Source organism: Marinococcus sp. LNHM4E3-1 (genome assembly GCF_056034405.1).
The window spans coordinates 23,911-45,394 of sequence record NZ_JBQLID010000002.1; the positions used below are offsets into that span (position 1 = coordinate 23,911).

A 21,484-nucleotide genomic window follows, 5' to 3' on the forward strand; every position below is an offset into this window, starting at 1 on the left:
GTATGCAAATACAGACAATGAAAGGAAAGAAAAAAGAGTATTTGTTTACTTGTTATTATCCTAAATACGCAGCCGAATGGATTGTGACGTTTCAGACCCTGTTCGGCGAACGAACAGAAAAAATTGTTACCGCGGGAGACGGGATAACAAATCAGCAGGGAATTATAGACGGCCTGCCGGTCTGTGAAACCATCGAGGTGCAGAACGAAGAAATTATTCCATATGAAATCGAAAAGCAAAAATTTCAGGAGCAGGGAGAAGAGACATTAAGAAAATACTTTTTATATCAACGCCGTTCCTGGAAAGTTCCTGTGGTAAAGCGGGAGAAGACGTATACTTTTTATGCCCCTTACCAGGTTGAAAGTGCAAAAAAACTTAACAGCGATAAAGTGAAAGTAATGTTATACGAGGTAAGTTCAGAATCGTACGATAAATTAGAAAAATTTCCTATTATTCAGCAATTTTATCAAGAAAGGAGAGAATAAAATGAACTTCCTGATAATTATGGCCGTTTGTATAGTTGGCACCTGGGTCGGAATGGCCCTGACACTTTGGAAAACAAATATTCTAAAAGAAAAAGAATAGGGGGGGATTCTATGAATACACAAATTGTAACCTATTCCTGGATTTTTATGGCCTTATTTATACTAATGATGCTTTATTTCGGCTGGGTTGGAATGAAAAGAACGAAAACGTCAGAGGATTTTGCTACCGCAAGGTCAAGCTATAGTCCATTAGTAATCGCCTTAGTAATTGCAGCGGGCATATCCAGCGGCTCCACATTTATGGGGATGCCGGGACTTGCTTACAGTATCGGAACCCCGAGTCTCTGGTATCCGCTTCTTTATCCTATAGCTACCGTCATTGGCATGCTTTTTGTAGCTAAGGTTATAAAGAAATATGGAGATGAATTCGGTACAAGAACGATTCCGGAATTTATTGGCGAAAGATACAAAAGTGATTTTCTGCGCATTGCATTGACGATTATTTCCATTCTGCTTATTTTTTACGTCGTTTCTCAATTTGTTGCTGCTGCGACAATGTTTCAAACTATGATGGGTGTTGATTACGGGGTTGGTTTAATTATCACAGCAGCAGTACTTGCTGTGTATGTATTTATGGGAGGATCGCACTCAGATATTATTACCGATGCTGTACAGGGATTCCTGATGCTGATAGTAGCCATTACAGTATTTGTTTGCTTTATGACGAGCGTAGGAGTTAATGGTGGCTTTACTGATATGCTGAACACAGTGAGTAATGAAAATCCCCAGGGCGGCTTTAATCAATTGTTTCTTCCCGGGGATAATACGTACGGAGCCTTTTGGCTGGTAGCCTTACTATTTGTAGCTCACTTGCCTTTTTCCGTGCAGCCGCACCTTGGTAACAAGTTTATGGCTGTCAAAGGCAGTAAAGATATTAGAAAGCTGATTATGTATTGTACTATTTTTGCTACAATCCTGCCTTTAATGGCGTTGGGCGGAATGCTTGGAGTGGCCGTAGTCGGTGCAGACGCAGGTATTAGTCCCGACCAGATAATCCCGGTCCTTTTCAGTGAAATATTTCCGCCAGTAATTGCAGCATTTCTGGCAATTGCTGTGCTGTCTGCTGTAATGTCGACTTCGGACGGTCTGATAGTATCACTGACCCAGCTGCTCGCTAACGACTTGTATCGTAAAACGATTGTACCCAAAATTAATATTTCAAAAGCAAAAGCGGAACGGTATGAATTAATCATCAGTCGCTACAGTACATTTTTAGTGATAATTGCAGCTATCTTTTTCGCCTGGTCTCCACCGGAGTTCCTCGCAGTCTTCATGTGGATCGGTATCGGCGGAATCATGGCAGCTACGGCGGGACCTATCGTCGTTGGCGGTATATGGGACCGCGCAAATAAAACAGCGGCTATTTCATCTTTAATAGCAGCAACAGTTGTATACTGGTTTGTGTATCTGCCAATTGGCCTTAACTTCTCTAATCCGTTTGGGGCTGCTGGTATTGGAGTTATCGTCGGCATGCTCACGATGTTTATTGTAACTATAGCAACTACCGAATCCCCGAAGGAAAGTGGTTTAGATATAAAACAAAAACCAAATACAAGGAGTGGAAAAAATGTATAAATCGTTTGTTTCACCAATCAGAATTGTTTCAGGTAAAGGAGCAGTAAATGAAATACCAGCTTTACTGAAGTCCCACCAGGCAGAGCGGGTGATGGTATTTGCCGACCCGGGGGTCCTGGATGCCGGCATCGCAGCCCCTCTGGAAGACCAGTTAAAAGAGGCTGGGGTGATATATGAAATATATTCCGATCTAAAGCCGGAGCCACCTGTAGAAATTGGGAAGAATGCCCTGCAGGCATTAAAATCATTTGATGCAGATTTTGTTATCGGAATCGGAGGAGGAAGCTCCCTTGATATCGCAAAGGCAGTTTCTGTACTGCATGGTAACGAAGGGTCCATTGAGAATTATTTAAACCTTTCAGGAGATAAAACTCTTACAAGCCGAGGGCTGCCAAAGCTTTTAATACCAACAACTGCCGGTACGGGGGCAGAAGTAACAGATATAAGCGTATTTTCGCTCGAAGGTACTAAAGACGTTATCACCCATGAATTTTTACTAGCAGATGTTGCTGTGGTAGATCCGGATCTAACGATGACGGTGCCGCCTAAGATTACTGCTGCTACAGGAGTAGATGCTCTTACTCATGCGGTGGAAGCATATATTTCTGTTAACAGCACTCCGCTGACAGATGCTCTCGCTTTGGATGCAATGGAAAGAATAGCGAAAAACATTCGTACAGCTGTATGGAACGGCAGTAATGAAGAGGCGCGTGCACAAATGAGCTGGGGGAGTATGACTGCAGGATTAAGCTTTTATAACGCAGGTGTTGCTGGTGTACATGCTTTAGCTTATCCGTTAGGGGGGTTATTTAAAATCCCTCACGGTGAATCGAATGCTGTACTTCTTCCCTACATCTTTGATTACATCTGGCCTTCCTGCATGGAAAAAATGGGAGTAATAGCAGAGCGGATAGGGGCGAATACTGAAGGATTATCAAAAAGGGAAGCCGCAATAGCGGGTGTTCGGGAGCTGAAAAGTATTGTTGAAGATGTAGGAATTCCTTCTACATTGGACAAATTCGGGATTAAAGAAAGTGATCTCGTAAAGCTGGCTGAAAGTGGAGAAAAACAGACAAGACTTTTAGCAAGAAGTCCGAAGCCGTATTCTTATCAGGATATTTTAGAAAGGTATGAAGCAGCTTACGCAGGTACTTTAGAAATTAACAAGTAAGTCACAAAAAAGGCCCTGTTCTTATAAAAGAACGGGCCTCTGTTTTATTCGCCGGTGATTTTTTCTACTGAATCGTTGAGCTGGTACTCACGGCCAAGCAGTGTGAAGTCACTCCATTTTGTATTATTTACGTAATAAAATTGTTCGTTTTGAACGGCTTGTGTATCAGCAAGCAGATCATCCACAAGCTCCTGGGACTGTTCTGTCGGCTCCCCCTGATCGGTCAGCACAAACAGATAGTCTGCCCCTTCTACGTAATCAGGCACAGTTTCAAGAGAAATGGCCTGGGTTTCTGTATTTTCTTCGACACCTTCTGTTGGTTCAAGCCCGGCGCCTTCATACAAACCGGCGAAGACGGATTGGTCGTGCACGTACACTTCCTTACCGATAAATTGGACGACAGCTGCAGTTGCATCTTCCGGCACGTCATTGTCTGCGAGTGTCTGTTTGGCTTCCTCGGCCTGTTGTTCATATTGGGTCAGCCATTCTTCGCTTGCGTCTTCTTCATTTAATGCATCAGCAGTATTCTGAAGCTGTTCTTCCGGTGTATCATCAAAAGAAGTCATATATACCGGAGCAATTTGTTCGAGCTGGTCCAGAGAGTCAGACTGATAATCCGACAAAAGAATCATGTCCGGGTCAAGCTCGTTGATCTGCTCTACGTTTGGCGTATCGCCGCCAACGCTTTCCACTCCTTCAAGCTGATCGCCGTACGTATCGAGATAATACTCAGAGGTGCCTATCGGCTGTTTATCAAGAATCAGCATGTCTGCGACATTCTGCAAGGCTACGACGTTCTGCGGGTCTGCCGGAATCTCCACTTCCCGGCCGGTCGGGTCAGTGACTGTTCTTGTTTCTGCTTCTGCATTTTCTCCGCTGTCTTCACTTTCTCCGGAACCTCCGGATGAACCGTTGCCGCAGGCAGCAAGCACAAACAAAAAGGCGAAACCTACTGCAAATAAAGAAATCCACTTTTTAACCAATATGTAAATCCTCCCAGTTGATAATAATAATCATTTGCATCACTATTATATGGTATTCATTTTATAATTACAATGTAAACCTTTGGAACTAAGCAAAAAATGTTGTTCATATATTTTTTTATAAAAATGGAAGGGATGTGCTTTTATTTATTTAACGTTAAACTGAGGGTACTTTGTTTTTACGATTGTAAAACATACGAGGGAAACTCTGCGTACAGGAGGAAATTTTATGCGATTTGAACCGTCTGAACAAATCGAACGACTGCCGGAACAGTTTTTTGCTTCGCTTTCAAGAAAAGTCCAGACACTGAAAGAAGAAGGCAGAGATTTAATCAATCTGGGACAGGGAAACCCTGATCAGCCGACTCCGGCACCTATTGTGGAAAAAATGAGGAGTGCTGCTGAAAAGCCGGAATATCATAAATATTCCCCATTTCGGGGCTACGATTTTTTGAAGCAGTCCGCGGCTGATTTTTATCAGCGGGAATACGGTGTGACGTTGGATCCAAAAACGGAAGTGGCGGTTTTATTCGGTGCAAAAACAGGGCTTGTGGAGATCAGCCAGTGTCTCCTCAACCCGGGGGATACTGCTTTACTGCCGGACCCGGGTTATCCTGACTACCTTTCGGGAACAGCTCTGGCCAATGCAGAAACGGCTTTTATGCCGCTTAAAAAAGAAAATAGTTTTCGCCCTGATTTTCGGCAGATTGAAGCAGATGTGCTGAACCGGGCAAAAATGATGTTTTTAAATTATCCTAACAACCCGACTGCCGGTACCGCTACGGCAGAATTTTTTGAAGAAACGGTCCGGACTGCTGTACAGCACCACATTTGTGTCGTTCACGATTTTGCCTATGGGTCGCTTGGCTACGACAGCGAAAAACCGCCCAGCTTTCTTCAGACCCCCGGGGCCAAGGAAGTCGGTGTGGAAATGTACACCCTTTCAAAAACGTTTAACATGGCCGGATGGCGTGCAGCTGTGGCAGTGGGAAATGCTTCAGTTATAGAGATGATCAATAAAATTCAGGATCATTTGTATGTAAGTTTGTTTGGCGCGGTTCAGGAAACAGCAGCGTATGCGTTTGATCACGGGGCAAAGATGGCTGAAGATATACTGGCTGTTTATGAAAACAGAAGAAATGTATTTATTCAGGCGCTTCATGATCACGGCGTAGCGGTGCAGACACCAGGGGGTTCTTTTTTTGTATGGATGGAAGTGCCGGGAGGCTATACCTCCGCTTCGTTTACCGAAGAGCTGCTCGAAGAAGCGGGTGTAGTAGTCGCTCCGGGCCATGGCTTTGGAAGCATGGGAGAAGGATACGTCCGCATTGGTCTGCTCGAAGAGGAAGAGCGATTAAAAGAAGCAGCTGAGCGGATCGCGGGTGTGGCCGCAAAGGTGAAATAAAGAAGCAGTTTAACTTTTTTATTTATCCATACTTTTGCTGATGGTCTTTTTTCCATGATAAATAGGTTTCGTCCTCCCGGGCTTTGATCCATTTTTCTTCAAAAATCCGGGCGGATTCAGCTTTTTCTTCATTGATCTGACGTTCATTCACGTTACCGTCTTTGTCGTATTTTTTGCCACCTTTATAATTGGCGTACCGGCGTGAGCGCGTGTAGCCCATCTGCAGAAATTTTCTTGCCATATCCATTCCGACGAAATCCTTTTGCTTTTTATACTCCAGAAATAATTCGTAAATCTGCCGGGAAGATTCCTCGGCAATGTCCGGGGTCTTAAACCTCCAGTACGGCAGAATTTCGCTTTTGTACGGTTCCACCATTAAAACGCCCTGTTCCCCGCGTCCTACACGGTACTTTTCTGGCTTTTCACGAAAATTAATACGGTCAAAATCTTCTTCATAGTTAAAACTCATAAGCATTCTCTCCTTTTTTGCCTTTGTTTTCTTTGCCCGAAAATGATGATAATTATGTGTGAAACTGCACCTTTGTTCAGGATTTATTTTTCTTGAAAAGGGGAATAAACAGTATGCATGGAAGAAAGAAGGATTATTGAACATACACATCGAATCCTTGTGTTAGATGGAGGTTTTAAGATGGAATATATTGAAAATGTACGCAGCCAGCTTCTGGAAGAAATCGAACCAGTGCCGGAAGCAGATTGGAACATAAAAACAGACGCCACTGACTGGAGCGTGGCCCAGGTGGTCGAACACCTACGGCTGTTTGAAGCCTTTGTAGGAAGAAGTATGAAAAGTGCCCTGGAAACAGAACCTACCACTAGGGCGGAAGAAAAGCCGATTCAAATGATGAAATACCGGCGCCGTCCGGCAGAAGCCCCGAAGGAGCTCCAGCCGGAGGACATGGAATATGGCAAGCAGAGCCTGCTGGAGGAATTGAAGGAAACAAGAGACTATATCCGTCACCTGGAGGAAAAACATACCAGTGAGGAATTAGCAGCACGTTCCATTTCGCATCCCAATTTTGGGCCCATGCCTCTTCATCAGTGGCTGGAAATGATCGGTCTCCACGAAGAGCGTCATATTGCTCAAATCCAAGATATAAAAGCAAGATTATAGACTGAGGGAGGAAAAGAAATGAAGAAGCTCATTAATGGTGTGGATCAGATTGTTTCTGAAATGGTGGAAGGATTGGTGGCCGCTCATCCTGATAAGCTCCGGGCGATTGAAAACACAAATGTCATTGTGCGGGCAGACGCTCCAGTCAAGGGCAAGGTGGCGCTGATCAGCGGCGGGGGCAGCGGACACGAGCCTGCTCATGCCGGATACGTCGGGGAAGGGCTCCTCGATGCGGCAGTGAGCGGGGAAGTATTCACCTCTCCGACACCTGACCAGGTGCTTGAAGCGATTAAAGCTGTCGACAGCGGCTCCGGAGTTCTTTTGATCGTCAAGAACTACAGCGGGGATGTCATGAACTTTGATATGGCGGCCGATCTCGCAGAAGCAGAAGATATTACGGTCAAACAGGTCGTTATACGGGACGACGTAGCGATTGCCAATCCGGAGGACCGCCGCGGTGTAGCAGGAACGACCCTTGTGCATATGATTGCAGGGGCAGCAGCGGCTGAGGGAAAGAGCCTGGACGAGGTGAAAGCAATTGCCCAGGGCGTGGCTGACAACGTGCGTTCGATGGGAGTCTCCCTTTCTCCGTGTACCGTTCCAGCTTCCGGCAAACCCGGATTCACCCTCGATGAGAACGAGATGGAAATCGGGACCGGTATTCACGGCGAGCAGGGCGTAGAGCGGCGCGAACTGATGCAGGCAGACGCCGTGACGGAAGAACTGGTTCAGCACGTGCTCGATGATATGCACCTAAATGATGGCAGCGAAGTAGCGTTAATGATCAACGGCCAGGGAGCGACGCCTTTAATGGAGCTTTATATTGTGGCAAGAAAGGCTATTCAGCTGTTGAAAGACCGTGGTATTCACGTAAAGAAAACCTTTGTAGGAGAATATATGACGTCGCTTGAAATGACAGGATGCTCGGTAACGATTTTAAACCTGGATGAAGAACGGAAACAACTGTTACTATCCGGCAGGGAGTGAAGCTTTCATGGAACTAAGCGCAGCAGTAATGAAGCAATGGGCACTAAGAATCAATGCAAAAATGCAGGAGCATAAGGACAAGCTTTCCGAGCTGGATCAGGCCATCGGAGACGGAGATCACGGGCATAATATGGCCCGCGGCTTTCAGGAAGTAGCCAAGAAAGTGGAAGACGCTTCCTACGAGGACATTGGCGCATTGTATAAAGATGTGGCTTCTACACTCATTTCGAAGGTGGGAGGAGCGTCGGGGCCATTATATGGTACGGCATTTCTTAAAGCCGCCAATGCATGGAAGGGTAAAGACGTGCTTGACAGCGCAGCGTTGGTCGAAGGCATCGAGGCCGCCGTCGGCGGTATCGAAACGAGAGGCAAGGCTTCCCTCGGGGACAAGACAATGCTCGACGTATGGATTCCTGTGCGGGATGAAATGAAGGAGCACGGCGCAGACGCAGAGAAGGCTGCCAAAACGGCTGCAAACGAAGCAGAAGCTACCATCGACCGAATTGCTAAAAAAGGAAGGGCTTCCTATTTAGGCGAGCGTTCGAAGGGCCATATGGACCCTGGAGCCTTTTCATCGCAGCTCGTTTTTGAAGCGTTGGCAGAAGTGTATAAAGAGGGGGCCTCTTAATGGCTAAAGTCAGCATCATTGTTATTTCGCACAGTAAAGAGCTCGCCGACGGCATCGTGGATCTCGTATCTCAGACGAAGCAGGAGGATGTTGCAATCGCTGCAGCCGGAGGAACTGAAGACGGAGAAATCGGCACAAGTGTAGACCGGATCACCGGCGCTGTGGAATCGGTTACGACAGAAGAGGGCGTGCTGCTTTTGTTTGACATTGGCAGTGCACTAATGAATGCGGAAATGGCTCTTGAAATGCTGCCGGAGCTCGAAGGCCGTATTACAATAGCTGATGCCCCGCTTGTGGAAGGAGCGTACATCGCTGCGGTCGAAGCAGGGATGGGAAAAACGCTTGAAGAAGTAAAAAAAGCAGCAGAATCGGCAAAGGAATGGAAAAAAATCGAGAATTAATGAATAAACCCTGCAGCCAGGCTTACGGCTGCAGGGTTTTCGTTGATATAGAGTTTTATACAAAAATTTGAAATGCCCGGAGGCTCCAGGACTCCGGGCATTTCCATTTATGAGCTTGTTTTTGGTCTTGCATTTTTATAATAGGAGCTCTGCGAGGTTTTTTCTTTTTCGGCAGAAGGTGTTTTCGACGCGCGAGCTAGTAACACGTAGCTGAGTACTGCTGCAGCGTCTGCTCCAAAAATCACAATTCCCATTGGGACCGCTGTATGCTCTCCGGCGATGCCAACCAGCGGGGCCGAAGCCGCTCCGAATAAAAATGGAAGCAGCCCGATTAATGCAGCAGCGCTGCCGGCCCGGTGGCCCTGTTCTTCCATCGCAAGAGAGAACGAAGCTGTATTTACAAGCCCGAGGCTTGAAACGACGAAAAACATTGGAATGACGATAGCAGCAAGCGGTGCCTGAATCACAGTCATTGTTAATAGGACGGAGCTTGAAATGAGGGTCAGCCCGAGTCCGAATGTGAGTATTTTTCGTTCCGGTACAATGCCGGCGAGCCGGCCGGTAGTCTGCGATCCGATAATAATGCCGATTCCGTTAAGCGCGAATAAAAAGCCGAATGTTTGCGGCGAAGCTCCGTAAATGCCTTGATAAACAAACGGCGTGCCGGAAACATATGCAAAGATGCCGGCCATTTTCAATCCCTGGGCAAGGGCGAAGCCCATAAACGAACGGTCCTTTAATAAGCTCCCAAAGGTACGTACGGTTTCTTTTATATCGCTGTCGGAACGATTAGTTTCCGGGAGGGTTTCCGGAAGCAGGGATAAAACAATAATAAAGATAATAATCCCTATCCCGCTTAGTACGGCAAAGACGCCGTTCCATGTCGTAAAGTTAAGAATGGCTCCGCCAAGCACTGGAGCAAGTATTGGCGCAAGGCCGTTTACAAGCATCAACAGGGAAAAGAATTTTGTCATTTCTTTCCCGGAATACATGTCCCGGACAATTGCCCGGGAAATAACGATGCCGGCCGAAGCTGAAAATCCCTGCAGAAAACGGCAGGCAATCAGAATCCAGATGGTCGGGGCAAATATACATAAAATAGAAGCGGCAATATAAATAAATAAGAAAACGGATAGCGGTTTTTTTCTTCCATTCACGTCGCTCATAGGACCGACGATTAATTGGCCAAAGGCGAGGCCGAGCAGGCAGGCTGTTAAACTAAGCTGCACAAGTGACGCACTTGTATCAAGATCCTGTGCTATAGAAGGGAAGCTGGGTAAATACATGTCAATAGTCAAAGCACCAAATGCAGCCAGTGAGCCCAGCAGAATAGCCAGGCCGAGCCGTTTTTTAGACGATACCGCCTGTGTGGAACTCATGATAAAATCTACTCCCTTGTTAAATGATTTATGTATTATAGGACACGTCTGTTTTTTGCACACAAGAGAGGATTCTAACATAGGGCATATAAAAAGAAAAGCCCGTTTTTAAGACGGACTTTTCCCGGATTTTGTTTCCATAGCCGCAAACAGCAGATGCCAGCATTCTGCAGCAAGAGCGAAAAAAATAATAATAAGCGCTCCGGCCCATTCCTGAAAAAAGGCTACAGCAATAATTACGTACCACGAGCATCGAAGCAGGTGCTGAAGCGGAGGCATCCATAAAAAGCACAGCGGCCGGAAGAGAAGAAAAAATGCAAAGCTGAACAGGAAAAATACATATTCCTGAGTCAAGTCTACGGCGAATACAGCACTTAACCCTTCATTTATTAAGGAAAAAAAGGAAAGATTCATCACCTTCCGCTACTCCTCAGTATCTGCAGGAAATCGGACGCCGATCTGTGCACGTATTTCATCAAGCACCTGCAGTACTTGAATGGAGCGTTCGATAGGAATGTGCCGCACATCTTCATCGGCGCACAGCTGAATAAAGGCCTGTATTTCGTGAACCATGGAGTCCTCCTGATTGTTTTCCCAGAGGATAGTCGTTTCATCTTTTTTTGTAAGGGTCACCCGGTGCATATGGTTAATATGGTCGATGGTGATCGTGCCGTCTTCGCCCTGCAGCTCCACCGGCTGGGTGGAAGCAGAAATTTTTGAATAGCTGACAACAGCCTGGGCTTCGGGATAGCCTAAAAGAGCGGCAGCCTGACCGTCGGCTCCGGTTTCAAGCAGATAGCCGTGCGCCTGTACTGTATGCGGCATGCCTAGGAGTTCAAGGGCGGGGTGGAGGCAGTAGGTGCCAATATCCATTGAGGCCCCGTTGGAAAGCTCAGGCTTAAAAGCGTTGAGCACAGTCCCCTCGCGGTAAGCGTCGTAACGGCTTGAATACTGACAATAGGAAATCGATGCCCGGCGGAGTTTTCCGATTTCGTCAAGGTGGTTCAAAACAGTCTCCCAGGCCGGGAAATACATGTTTTTGATCGCTTCCATAATAGTGACACCGTATTCTGAAGCAGCGGCAAGAAGCCGCTTTGCCTCTTCCGCATTAGAGCACATCGGCTTTTCACAGATGATGTGCTTGCCGTGCTGGATACCAGCCATAGCTATGGAAAAGTGATATCTCGTAGGGCTTGCAATATACAGCGCTTCAACGTTTGTGTCCTGGCAAAGCTGTTCTAAATCATCGTAAGCCGAAGACGCATCGTACTGATCCGCAAGCGTTTGGGCACGCTCCATATTCCGCGAATATACCGCCTGCAGCTGAAAGTCTTCAAGCGAACTGCCGGCCTGAATGAACGCTTCGGTGATCCAGTTTGTTCCCACGGTGGCAAAATTCATTATGTTAAACCTCCTTAAATGTCAGCTGATCCTAAGAGCTTCCTTTTCTTTTCCGGTTCGTCCGTGTTTTTGCTTCCGTCTTTGGGATGGAAGCCCGCCGTTTTCGTTCCTCAAAAAAGAGAAAAAACTGGTCGTATGCCTCCACAGCAGCTGCAAAGCCAAGAATGAAGAAAATAGATCCGGCTTCCTGCAGCAGAACATAACCGAGGGCTGCGTACCACAGCATTTTTAACAGCCGGGCCGCTGCCGGTTTCCATAAAAAAAATATAGGACGCAGTAAAAGATACAATAAAATAGCGAGAACAAATACAGCGATATTTTCGCCGAAGGTACCCGGCACCCGGGATATGATTTGATCGATGATTTGTCCGAATTCTGCTAAGCGTTCTTCCATTGGCTGCAGCTCCTTTAAGTGATGTAGATACAAATATTCATAACTGTATCGTAGCGGTTTTAGCTTCAAATGAACAGCCTTGAATCAAAAAAATACAAATGATAAAAGCTCTCTTCCTGAAAAAGAAGAGAGCGTGAAATCAAAGATACATAAAAGTAAATTACGGACGGATAGGCCTCAGGTCTTCATTTTCCTGCAGGGAACAAATGTATTCGACCAACAGCTCGATAACATTTTCGATATCGTCCATGCTGGCTGTCTCCACAGGGGCGTGCATGTACCGTAGTGGAAGAGATACATTAACGCTTGGAATACCGTCGCCAGCGAGACGAAGCCGGTCAGCGTCAGTACCGGTCACCCGTGGAGTGAGCTCGTATTGCACGGAGAGGCCGGCTTTTTTGGCCGCCTGCTCCAGTCCTTCATTAGCTGTCGGGTGAATCGGAGCCCCTTTGGCAAGGACGGGTCCGCCGCCGAGTGTTACTTCTGTTTCCTGATTCGGATTGGACCCGGGGTAATCATAAGCAAATGTAACGTCGAGGGCAATTGCTAAATCTGGACGGAGGCCGGCGCCGGCAAAATGAGCCCCGCCCATGTTTGTTTCTTCGTTCACCGTGCTCACGCCATAGACGCCCACCGCCGGGCGTTTGTTCTGCAGCCGGCGCAGAACTTCTGCAGTAATAAAGGCACCTGTCCGGTTGTCGAGTCCCCGTCCGCTGAAACGGTTGTTTAACAGCTTTTCGGGCGTGCGCTCATAAACGCCGGCATCGCCGATGGAAAGATACTTTTCCATTTCTTCTTTACTATTAGCTCCAAAGTCTATGTACAAATCGGAAAAGGCGAAATCTTTTTTACTGCCGCCCTTGTGTTCCGCATTGACGCCCGTAACGCCGGTGATAGGTCCCTGCCTGCCCTGAAAGGTCACTTTCATTCCCAGTGCAGGTACCTGGCTGATGCCGCCGAGCTTTTCCACCCTTACGAAGCCGCTGCTGTCGATCGACTTTACAAGAAAGCCGATTTCGTCACAGTGACCGGCTAAAAGCACGTGAAACGGGGCTTCCGGATTGATGGTGCCCCAGGCATTGCCTATCGTGTCTGTGTGAACTTCATCAGCATACGGAGAGACGTACTGAAGCCATTTACGCTGAATAGCCATTTCGTGGCCGGATGGAGAGGGAGTTTGGAGCAGGTCGTATAAAAACTGTTCAGATGTTTCCTTCATAAGTTCTCCTCCTTGAAAGTACAATTTATTACAGCATCCCGTTTTTCGGCTTTGCCGTCAACTCCTGTTCCTGAAGGAGTCGGGAACTACTTGTAGTGACCACCGATTTTTTCTGCGCGGGCAAGGGCCTGGCCGCCGGGAAGAAGCGATGAGGCCTGGAGCACAGCTGCCGGTCCGTACCGGTCTTTGAGGGTATCGATCGTTTTGTTTAAGTCTTCCCGGTGCTCTTTTTCGGAAAATAAATCTAACTGCATAAATTGATTGCTTTCAAGCTGCTGCAGGCTGACGCTCAGTCCCCGGACCGGGTAGTGTGTCCAATGTTTACGAAACAGGGAGGCGGCGGCTTCGTAGATGGCTTTGCCGTCATTAATCGGCTCGGCCTGGGAGGCCTGCCGCTGAAAATGAACAGAATTCCCGTTATCATGCCCTTCGGCTCCTACGGTGACTGTCCAGCCGCTGCAGCTCTCCGCCCGGGCCCGGCGTCCGACCTCTTCGCTCAATTCGCGAAGCACGACGCTGATATCATCCCAGCTCGAATAATCACGGGGGAGGGTCATATGGTGGCCGACAGCCTTTCGATGCGTATGAGTGCCGGGAGAGACAGGGGAAGGGTCAATGCCGTGCGCTGTCTGCCATAGAAGCTCTCCGTTCAGCCCAAAGCGGTGCCGCAGCTCTTCCACAGGGTAGGCAGCGAGGTGGCCGGCTTTTCGAATCCCCATCTGCCGCAGGTGCTTTTCCATCCGGCGCCCGACTCCGAACAGATGATTTACAGGCAGAGGCCAAAGTGTGGAAGCCAGCTGTTCCTGCTTCAGGGTGAAAATCCCATCGGCCGATTTTTTGGCAAAATGGTCACAGGCCATTTTGGCGAGAACCTTGGTTGCTCCAATGCCGGTCCGGGGATAGACGCCGAACGCCCGAAGAAGATGCCTGTTGATGAACAGAGCCGCCTGCTCCGGCGTGGAAGCCGTATGTTTGTATGTATGCGTCATATCTGCAAACAGCTCGTCCACGCTGTAGGGTTCTATTTTATCAGTGTAAGCTTCAAGCGCTATGGCAATTTGTACAGAAATTCTTAAATAAAGCTCCATACGCGGAGGGATAACAACAAGCCCTGGGCATTTTTGCTGTGCTTCTCCAAGTGTTTCGGCTGTTTTCACTCCTTCGCGTTTAGCAATAGGGCAGGCAGCCAGAATCACCCCGCTCCGGATGGACGGATCTCCGGCTACAGCTGTTGGTTTATGCTGAAGGCTGGAATAATACAGCTTTTCAACGTTGGCGTAGAACGACTGCATGTCGATAAGGAAAATAACACGCTCCACGGCCCAGCCCTCCTTTGGTGAAACAATTGTTTCTTTCTATAGGGTATACCTCAAAATAAATATTTTAAACGAACAAATGTTCTTGTTTTTGATAAAAAAATCAGGCCCTGGTCCAGGGCCCGGCATATGCATTACGAAGAAGGAAGCCCCCTTTTTTGTACGAGGGTGTTATTAAATCGCTCGAGCAGCTGGGCAAATTGGTCGCGCTCTTCCTTGTCCCAGTCAGCCAACAGGCTGTCATACATATGAATCCGTTCCTGCTTCAGCGTATTGATTGCCTCAATCCCTTCGTTCGTAATAAAAATCTGGTTGACCCGTTTGTCGTGATGATCCGGGCGGCGGGAGACAAAACCTTTTTTCTCCAGCGAGTGAATCTGACGACTGAGCGTCGAAATATCGAGGAGAAAGTGATCAGCTAGCTCACGTGCAGAACGGGGGCTCTGCTGGTGCAGTACCTGAAGGATCAAATATGCGGAACGGTCCAGGCTGCTTGCCTGACTGTCAAGCGTCCGTTTAAAATCCGCCCGGCGCATTAACGTTACCACGCCAGTTTCAATTAGTTCGAGCATTTCCTTATCATGTTCGTTCATCGGGGCCCCTCCAATTCCAATCGTTCTTTTTCTCTATTGTAATATAGATCAGGACCGAAAAAAGAGATAAGCGTAAAACGATATATATAAAACGAAAATGACGTACGTTTTTTCCTAGTCCGCTCGCTGCATAGCCCTTCTTTCAGCGTATTCGAGGCATTTTTCGCAGACAAAGACTTTTTCATCCTGTTTTGTGAAGTACGGGCGCATGTAAGAAGTTTTTGATCTGCAGTAGTAGCAGCGTTTTGAGAAAGAGAGGCTTTTTATCCATTGCTTCAGCAATAAAATTCCCTCCTTTTGTATTAGGATGTATGTTTACGATAAGAGAAAGGGAGGGTGAATGCGAACGATTTGCTTATAAAAAGCAAAAAGCGGCCACTCTGCTTTTATATGAATTTATATAATTATTCAATAAAATAATACTTTAATTTATGAATGAAAACTTTCATTTTCGGGAAAGAAACTGTAAATGAAGACTAATAAGAAGGTGATCAGTGTGGCAAAAAGATTAGACCGTGAACAATGGAGCGTATTTCAAAGCGAGCTCTATCAGACGAATACGACTGTCGTAGTGACAGATGATTTAATATTAATCACAGATCCTACATGGCTTCCAGCCGAAATTGAGGAAATAAGGAATTTTGTCGAAGAACGAAAAAAGGGCCAGCCGGTATATCTGCTGCTGACTCATTCGGATTTCGATCACATTATCGGAGCCGGTGCTTTCCCGGAAGCAACCATCATTGCTTCCCGTGGATTTAATGCCAGGTCGGATAAAGAAGAAATTGTGCAGGAAATGAAAGAGTTTGACAGTGCATACTATATTCAACGCAGCTATGAAGCCATGTATCCGAAACCGGATATCATTGTTGACTCGGATGAGCAGGTGCTTACAGAAGGAGAAACTAAAATTACGTTCTACCTGGCGCCGGGTCATACCGTGGATGGATTGGCGGCGGTCGTAGAGCCGCTCGGTCTTTGTATCGCCGGAGACTATTTAAGCAATGTAGAGATCCCGATTATTGAATATAACAGCGAGTCCTACCAGTTTACGTTAAAGAAGCTGAATGAGCTATGGAAAGACGGCAAATACAATACCGTGGTCCCGGGACATGGCCTGGTTGCTTCGAAGCCGGAAGAAATAGAGAAGCGTCTCCGGGATTCAGAATGGTATATTGAAAATACGAAAAAATCGTTGGAAGATCCATATGTGGAGAGCGCCATTTTTGCATTTATTGACCGTCATAAATTTGAAGAACCGTTAAAGCATGTCCACGAAGAGAATAAAGAACAATTAAAAACGGAAAGATAGAAAACTGGCTGCTCTGTAGAAGGGCAGCCAGTTTTTGATTTCATATTTCTCATTCGGAGGATTCGGTTTGGTTACGCGGAAGAATCAAAACCTCCACGCGTCTGTTCTGGGCACGGCCCTCTTCGGTATCATTCGAAGCAACCGGCTCAAACTCGCCGAACCCTTTGGCGCTGAAATCTCTTGGATCGAGGTCAGGATTTTCGAGCACAATTTCCATGAAATGGACCGCCCGCATGACACTGAGCTCCCAGTTTGTGCTGAAGTCCGCATTCGCGATAGGGGTGTCATCCGTATGGCCGCTGATAATAATGTTGCGAGGGGGGTTTAATACAAGCAGCTCGGACATATCCTCAGCCGTTTCAAGAGCTTCTTCGCGTATTTCAGCTTCACCAACATTGAATAAAATATTGTCTTTGATGGAAAGGAGCAGGCCATCATCGGAGAGGCGGGTCGTAAACTGGCCTTCAAGCCCCCGTTCATCAATAAAGCCTTCCACTCTTTCCTGAAGCTCGGCAAGTTCGTTTTGGTCTTCAGCCTCTTCGATTGCTGTTGGAGGGCTTTCATCGATATTATCTTCGGCATTCAGCTCTTCGACAGAGCTTCCGGATTCATTAATGCCGCTTCCGCCAGTGAAAACCGAGTTAAAGGAATCGGAGATCTGATCAAATTTCCGGGCATCCACTTCACTTGATGCAAACAACACAATAAACAGCGCAAGCAGCAGGGTTAAGAGGTCTGCGTATGGGAGTAGCCACGCTTCACTGACGTGCTCTTCCTCTTCTTTTTTCCGCTGCCGCCGCCTAGCCATTTTCGGTACCTTCTTTCCATTCGGTTTCCTGGGCTGCCTCCATAATCTTTTCGCGATCCTTCGCCGGAACGTACATTAGAAGCTTTTGTTCAATCGTTTTTGGGGGCTGGCCCTCCTGAACCGATAATACACCTTCAATCATGACACTGCGGACATGGATTTCGTGCTTGGATTTGCGCTTGAGTTTATTGGCAAAAGGATGCCAGAGTACGTAGCCGGTGAAAATACCCAGAAGGGTGGCTACGAAGGCAGCACTGATTGCTTCTCCGAGTTTATCAATGTCAGACATGTCGGCAAGCGCCGCAATGAGACCGACCACAGCGCCCAGGACACCGAGTGTAGGGGCGTAGGTTCCTGCCTGGGTAAAAATAGAAACGCCTGTTTGATGACGGGATTCAATGGCTTCGAGCTCTTCGCTCATAATGTCACGGATAAAGTCCGAATTTTGTCCGTCCACCGCCATTGTCATACCATTGCGGAGAAAGGGATCCTGAATGTCCTGTACGTCGCCTTCAAGAGCCAGAAGGCCTTCCTTTCTTGCCGTCTGTGCCCAGCTGGAGAACATGGGAACAAGCTGCGCGACGCTCCATTCATTTTGGTTTTTAAATAAAACACCGAAAAGCTTCGGGACGTTTTTTAATTCGTTACCAGGGAAAGCAATTACTACAGTGGCAATCGTGCCTCCAAAAATAATTAATAGAGCGGCCGGGTTCAGCAAAGAGATAAGCTCCATCCCTTTTATGGCGATACCGCTCATGATAGCTGCGAATGCTATTATAATACCGATGATTGATGCCTTATCCATACGTATCAATCCTTTTATGTTTGATTCTATTGTTTATATCGGCGCTTGGGATGCTAACATAAAGAAGGATGGAAAAATTCTTAAGGAAGTAAGGAATAATTAACTAGGCAGACGGTCTCGTAAATACGAAAGCATGAAGACCGCCTTGAATGGCAGAGAAAGGATGCGCATGATGAAAAAATGGATGATCGTTGCAGGAATGTCAGGGCTTTTGCTCAGCGCTGGCTGTGCAAATAACGGGAACGGAGACAGCGGGAGTGACGAAGCTGAAGAAAATTCTTCGGACGCTCCTGAGGAAAGTAACGAAGAGAGTCAGGAAGAAACAGAGAGCGATGCAGAAGAGGAGACAGAGCAGGCAGAGAATGACGAACAGTCAGATGCAGGAGAGGAGCCACCTGAGAGAGGAGAAGAGGGGGATTTGGAGAATCCCTCGGCTACAGACGCATTAATTAACCGGGAATACCACCTGCCGTCAGATTATGAGCCGGAAAACTTAGTAATACCGGATGTGGCTTTTCCATTTGAGGGAGAACCCCAGAAAAAGTATATGAGAGAGGAAGCCGCAGCGCAGCTTGAAAGCATGTTCGCGGAGGCTGAAGAAGAGGAAATTGAGCTTTCGGCTGTGTCGGGATACCGTTCGTATGACCGCCAGGAAAGTATATTTGCGGCCAACGCGGAAGAAGACGGGGAGGAGGAAGCGAACAAATATAGCGCAAGGGCCGGAGAAAGTGAGCATCAAAGCGGGCTGGCTATGGACGTGAGCACTTCATCTGTCGGCTATTCGTTAACGACAGATCTAGGTGACACAAAAGAAGGGGAGTGGCTTGAAGAAAATGCGCATGAGTATGGCTTTGTAATACGCTATCCGGAAGATAAAACGGATATTACCGGCTATCAGTATGAACCCTGGCACGTGCGATATGTAGGAGAGGATTTGGCCGGAACGCTTCACGAAAATGACTGGGTGCTGGAAGAGTATTACGGAGAAGAGCTTGAAGAAGAGTCATCAAACAGCGAAGAAGAAAAATAAAGCCGGGGTGTGCCCCCAGGCTTTATTTTTTAATCTTCATCAATTGTCGGCAGCTCGGTTTTTGCGATTTTTTCATCCAACGCTTCGTAATCGTAGTACGAAATAGTACGGTACAACTCTTCGCGTGTCTGCATATCCTCAAGCATATCCTTTTGGGTGCCTTTGTCATGAATTTCCTGAAAAACCCGTTCGACTGCCTTGGCAGCGGCCCGCAGGGAAGTAACCGGATAGATGATCATATTAAATCCCCAGGATTCAAACTGATCAGCATGATAATACGGGGTGCGGCCAAACTCGGTCATGTTAGCAAGCAGCGGCGTGCTGGAGAGGCTTTTTCCGGCCAGTCGGAAATCCTCCTCTGCGGAGAGAGCTTCCGGAAAAATACCGTCTGCGCCCGCTTCCCGGTACAGGGCTGCCCGCTCCATAGCTGCTTCCATTCCCTCCACACCTTTGGCGTCGGTACGGGCAATAACGGCTAGCGTCGGAGCTACTTCTTTAATAACTTTAATCTTTTGAACCATTTCTTCAGCCGATACCAGTTTTTTGCCGTTTAAATGCCCGCATTTTTTCGGGAGGTCCTGATCTTCAATCTGGACGGCGGCCACACCGGCTTCGGTCATTTCCCGGGCGGTGCGTGCCACATCAAGCACTCCCCCAAAGCCGGTATCAATATCAACGAGCATCGGGAGCTTTGCTGCGCGGACAATATCCCGGGCCCGTTCAGCAACCTCATGGGAATGAATGATGCCAAGATCCGGCAGGCCCCGGCTCGCTGTATAGGCAGCGCCGGATAGATATAAAATGTCAAAGCCGGTGTTTCTGGCGATCAGTGCAGACATGCTATCATGAACACCGGGAATCTTCACCGCCGGCTTCTGATTAATACGGTCACGAAATAATTGGGCGAGTTCTTTTTGGGAAACAGGTTCTTCGGTTAACCAACTCAATGTATTTCCTCCTTTTAGTAAACCCAGTCTGACATAAAGTGATGAACAGGAGTTTCCGCCAGCCGGTCATGGTCGAGCATTTGTTCCAGAAGCAGGGAGGCCTGTTTCGGAGGGTAGTGAGCATTCAGATTCTGTCGGCATTTTTCGATAATCTGCGGCTTGGCCTCTTCCCGGCGGCGCTGGTGGCCAAGCGGGTATTCCACTTCTGCTGGAGCGGTGCTCGTGCCGTCCATAAAATGAACCTGCACCTGATTGGGAATTGAACGCTTAGACGGATCCAGATAATCTTCAGTGTACTGTTTGTTTTCTTTCACGATCATTTTGTTCCGGAGCTGATCAATTACCGGATTTGCAGCAGCGGAATCCTCATAGTGATCAGCGTCAAGCCGGCCGAAGATCAAGCCGACGGCTGTCATATACTGCAGGCAGTGATCCCGGTCCGCTGGATTTTGCAGCGGGCCGGTTTTATCGATAATACGGATAGCAGCTTCGTGAGTAACAATGTCGATGCGTTCAATATCCTGCAGCCGTTCTTTTACATCCCGGTGCAGTTCAATAGCGGCTTCCACAGCGGTTTGGGCGTGGAATTCAGCCGGGAAGGAGACTTTGAACAGGACGTGCTCCATCACGTAGGCATCCATTTTTGGCACAGACAGCTCTTCTCCATTCATCATTACATCCTGAAAGCCCCAGCCTTTGGCAGAAAGAGCTGTAGCATATCCCATTTCGCCTTTGACAGCCATTAAAGCGAGGCGGACTCCGCGGCTCGTGGCATCACCGGCGGCCCAGGATTTACGGGAGCCGGCGTTAGGATAATGGCGGTACGTACGAAGACTGGAGTTATCCACCCAGGCGTTGGAAACCGCGTTGATCATCTCCTGTTTACTGCCGCCAAGCATATGGGTGACCACTGCTGTCGTAGCTACTTTAACGAGAAGCACGTGGTCGAGCCCGACCCGGTTAAAGCTGTGATTTAAAGCGATGCATCCTTGAATTTCATGGGCTTTCACCATGGCGGTTAAAACGTCGTTCATCGTCAGAGGCTCCCTGCCTTCTGCCACGCGCTGCCGGCTTAGATAGTCTGCGGTGGCAAGGATGCCCCCGAGATTATCTGAAGGGTGACCCCATTCTTTGGCAAGCCAGGTATCGTTATAATCGAGCCAGCGGATCGCGCAGCCAATATTAAAGGCAGCATGTACCGGGTCGAGTTCAAACTGGGTGCCTGGCATGCGGGCACCGTTTGGGACGATTGTGCCTGGAACAATAGGACCCAGATGCTTAGTGCACTCTGGATATCTTAATGCCAGAATCCCTGCCCCTAACGTATCCATTAATACATAGCGGGCAGTGTCATACGCCTCGCCGCTTGAGATTTCCTGATCGTATACATAGTCGGCAATATCGGTCAGTAAAGCATCTGTCTGCTGCATCGTCTGGTTCATCCTCATTTCCT

Annotated in this window: 23 protein-coding genes; 10 read left to right on the forward strand and 13 right to left on the reverse strand. The window is 47.7% G+C overall.

From position 1 onward, the window contains the following. Window positions 1–2 precede the first annotated feature (2 nt). The 3 genes from ACTRXI_RS02190 to ACTRXI_RS02200 all read left to right on the forward strand — a co-directional run bounded on the left by ACTRXI_RS02190 (window position 3) and on the right by ACTRXI_RS02200 (window position 3,291). Window positions 3–485 carry a hypothetical protein gene (locus tag ACTRXI_RS02190; RefSeq protein WP_474260864.1) on the forward strand — a complete coding sequence of 161 codons (483 nt, stop codon included), beginning with the start codon at window positions 3–5 and terminating at the stop codon, window positions 483–485. 111 nt (window positions 486–596) lie between these two features. Continuing rightward, window positions 597–2,120 (forward strand): sodium:solute symporter family protein, encoded by a 1,524-nt coding sequence (locus ACTRXI_RS02195; RefSeq protein WP_474260865.1) that lies wholly within the window; start codon window positions 597–599, stop codon window positions 2,118–2,120. Continuing rightward, window positions 2,113–3,291 carry an iron-containing alcohol dehydrogenase gene (locus ACTRXI_RS02200; RefSeq protein WP_474260867.1) on the forward strand — a complete coding sequence of 393 codons (1,179 nt, stop codon included), beginning with the start codon at window positions 2,113–2,115 and terminating at the stop codon, window positions 3,289–3,291. The genes ACTRXI_RS02195 and ACTRXI_RS02200 overlap by 8 nt, the downstream gene beginning before the upstream one ends. Window positions 3,292–3,335: 44 nt before the next feature. On the opposite strand, the gene ACTRXI_RS02205 is transcribed toward ACTRXI_RS02200, so the two are convergent. Beyond that, window positions 3,336–4,274 carry an ABC transporter substrate-binding protein gene (locus ACTRXI_RS02205; protein ID WP_474260869.1) on the reverse strand — a complete coding sequence of 313 codons (939 nt, stop codon included), beginning with the start codon at window positions 4,272–4,274 and terminating at the stop codon, window positions 3,336–3,338. A 229-nt stretch (window positions 4,275–4,503) separates the two neighbouring features. Between ACTRXI_RS02205 and ACTRXI_RS02210 the strand changes: the two genes are divergently transcribed. After that, window positions 4,504–5,679, forward strand: a complete 1,176-nt coding sequence (locus ACTRXI_RS02210; protein ID WP_474260870.1) for an aminotransferase class I/II-fold pyridoxal phosphate-dependent enzyme — start codon at window positions 4,504–4,506, stop codon at window positions 5,677–5,679. Between the two features lie 22 nt (window positions 5,680–5,701). Here ACTRXI_RS02210 and ACTRXI_RS02215 read toward each other — a convergent pair whose 3' ends face one another. Further along, a complete protein-coding gene (locus ACTRXI_RS02215; protein WP_474260871.1) occupies window positions 5,702–6,148 on the reverse strand; it encodes a DUF4385 domain-containing protein in 447 nt (148 codons plus the stop codon). 180 nt (window positions 6,149–6,328) lie between these two features. Here ACTRXI_RS02215 and ACTRXI_RS02220 point away from each other — a divergent pair, with 180 nt between their 5' ends. Genes ACTRXI_RS02220 through dhaM form a run of 4 tightly spaced genes read left to right on the forward strand, consistent with a single transcriptional unit; the run spans window position 6,329 to window position 8,827 of the window. After that, window positions 6,329–6,811, forward strand: coding sequence for a DinB family protein (locus ACTRXI_RS02220; protein WP_474260872.1), 483 nt, complete (start codon window positions 6,329–6,331; stop codon window positions 6,809–6,811). A gap of 18 nt (window positions 6,812–6,829) precedes the next feature. Then, the gene (dhaK, locus tag ACTRXI_RS02225; RefSeq protein WP_474260873.1) at window positions 6,830–7,798 is read left to right on the forward strand and encodes a dihydroxyacetone kinase subunit DhaK; all 969 of its coding nucleotides are present in this window, start codon (window positions 6,830–6,832) and stop codon (window positions 7,796–7,798) included. 7 nt (window positions 7,799–7,805) lie between these two features. Continuing rightward, complete coding sequence (gene dhaL / locus ACTRXI_RS02230; RefSeq protein ID WP_474260874.1) at window positions 7,806–8,426, forward strand: dihydroxyacetone kinase subunit DhaL; 621 nt, start codon at window positions 7,806–7,808, stop codon at window positions 8,424–8,426. Further along, window positions 8,426–8,827, forward strand: coding sequence for a dihydroxyacetone kinase phosphoryl donor subunit DhaM (dhaM, locus tag ACTRXI_RS02235; protein ID WP_474260876.1), 402 nt, complete (start codon window positions 8,426–8,428; stop codon window positions 8,825–8,827). Before dhaL ends, dhaM begins: the two co-directional genes overlap by 1 nt. Window positions 8,828–8,934: 107 nt before the next feature. Here dhaM and ACTRXI_RS02240 read toward each other — a convergent pair whose 3' ends face one another. From ACTRXI_RS02240 to ACTRXI_RS02270, 7 genes are all read right to left on the reverse strand, one after another. After that, window positions 8,935–10,206, reverse strand: coding sequence for a multidrug effflux MFS transporter (locus tag ACTRXI_RS02240; RefSeq protein ID WP_474260877.1), 1,272 nt, complete (start codon window positions 10,204–10,206; stop codon window positions 8,935–8,937). Between the two features lie 108 nt (window positions 10,207–10,314). After that, window positions 10,315–10,623 carry a hypothetical protein gene (locus ACTRXI_RS02245; protein ID WP_474260879.1) on the reverse strand — a complete coding sequence of 103 codons (309 nt, stop codon included), beginning with the start codon at window positions 10,621–10,623 and terminating at the stop codon, window positions 10,315–10,317. 6 nt (window positions 10,624–10,629) lie between these two features. Further along, the gene (locus tag ACTRXI_RS02250; RefSeq protein WP_474260880.1) at window positions 10,630–11,607 is read right to left on the reverse strand and encodes a Gfo/Idh/MocA family protein; all 978 of its coding nucleotides are present in this window, start codon (window positions 11,605–11,607) and stop codon (window positions 10,630–10,632) included. A 31-nt stretch (window positions 11,608–11,638) separates the two neighbouring features. After that, the gene (locus ACTRXI_RS02255) at window positions 11,639–12,001 is read right to left on the reverse strand and encodes a hypothetical protein (protein WP_474260881.1); all 363 of its coding nucleotides are present in this window, start codon (window positions 11,999–12,001) and stop codon (window positions 11,639–11,641) included. 160 nt (window positions 12,002–12,161) lie between these two features. Then, the gene (locus ACTRXI_RS02260) at window positions 12,162–13,220 is read right to left on the reverse strand and encodes a M20/M25/M40 family metallo-hydrolase (RefSeq protein WP_474260882.1); all 1,059 of its coding nucleotides are present in this window, start codon (window positions 13,218–13,220) and stop codon (window positions 12,162–12,164) included. 86 nt (window positions 13,221–13,306) lie between these two features. Continuing rightward, window positions 13,307–14,539, reverse strand: coding sequence for a DNA polymerase IV (locus ACTRXI_RS02265; RefSeq protein ID WP_474260883.1), 1,233 nt, complete (start codon window positions 14,537–14,539; stop codon window positions 13,307–13,309). Between the two features lie 131 nt (window positions 14,540–14,670). Continuing rightward, a complete protein-coding gene (locus ACTRXI_RS02270) occupies window positions 14,671–15,129 on the reverse strand; it encodes a MarR family winged helix-turn-helix transcriptional regulator (protein WP_322526611.1) in 459 nt (152 codons plus the stop codon). 496 nt (window positions 15,130–15,625) lie between these two features. On the opposite strand from ACTRXI_RS02270, the gene ACTRXI_RS02275 reads away from it, so the two are divergent. After that, window positions 15,626–16,441, forward strand: a complete 816-nt coding sequence (locus ACTRXI_RS02275) for an MBL fold metallo-hydrolase (protein ID WP_474260884.1) — start codon at window positions 15,626–15,628, stop codon at window positions 16,439–16,441. Between the two features lie 49 nt (window positions 16,442–16,490). Here ACTRXI_RS02275 and motB read toward each other — a convergent pair whose 3' ends face one another. Together motB and motA are read right to left on the reverse strand one after the other, a co-directional pair. Then, window positions 16,491–17,249 carry a flagellar motor protein MotB gene (motB, locus tag ACTRXI_RS02280; protein ID WP_474260885.1) on the reverse strand — a complete coding sequence of 253 codons (759 nt, stop codon included), beginning with the start codon at window positions 17,247–17,249 and terminating at the stop codon, window positions 16,491–16,493. After that, complete coding sequence (motA, locus tag ACTRXI_RS02285; protein ID WP_022794276.1) at window positions 17,242–18,054, reverse strand: flagellar motor stator protein MotA; 813 nt, start codon at window positions 18,052–18,054, stop codon at window positions 17,242–17,244. The genes motB and motA overlap by 8 nt, the downstream gene beginning before the upstream one ends. Window positions 18,055–18,226: 172 nt before the next feature. On the opposite strand from motA, the gene ACTRXI_RS02290 reads away from it, so the two are divergent. After that, window positions 18,227–19,084, forward strand: coding sequence for a M15 family metallopeptidase (locus tag ACTRXI_RS02290; protein ID WP_474260886.1), 858 nt, complete (start codon window positions 18,227–18,229; stop codon window positions 19,082–19,084). 29 nt (window positions 19,085–19,113) lie between these two features. Here ACTRXI_RS02290 and prpB read toward each other — a convergent pair whose 3' ends face one another. Together prpB and ACTRXI_RS02300 are read right to left on the reverse strand one after the other, a co-directional pair. Further along, window positions 19,114–20,031, reverse strand: a complete 918-nt coding sequence (gene prpB, locus ACTRXI_RS02295; RefSeq protein WP_474260887.1) for a methylisocitrate lyase — start codon at window positions 20,029–20,031, stop codon at window positions 19,114–19,116. 14 nt (window positions 20,032–20,045) lie between these two features. After that, window positions 20,046–21,473: a bifunctional 2-methylcitrate dehydratase/aconitate hydratase gene (locus ACTRXI_RS02300; protein WP_474260888.1), complete on the reverse strand. Its 1,428-nt coding sequence runs from the start codon at window positions 21,471–21,473 to the stop codon at window positions 20,046–20,048. Window positions 21,474–21,484: the final 11 nt, after the last annotated feature.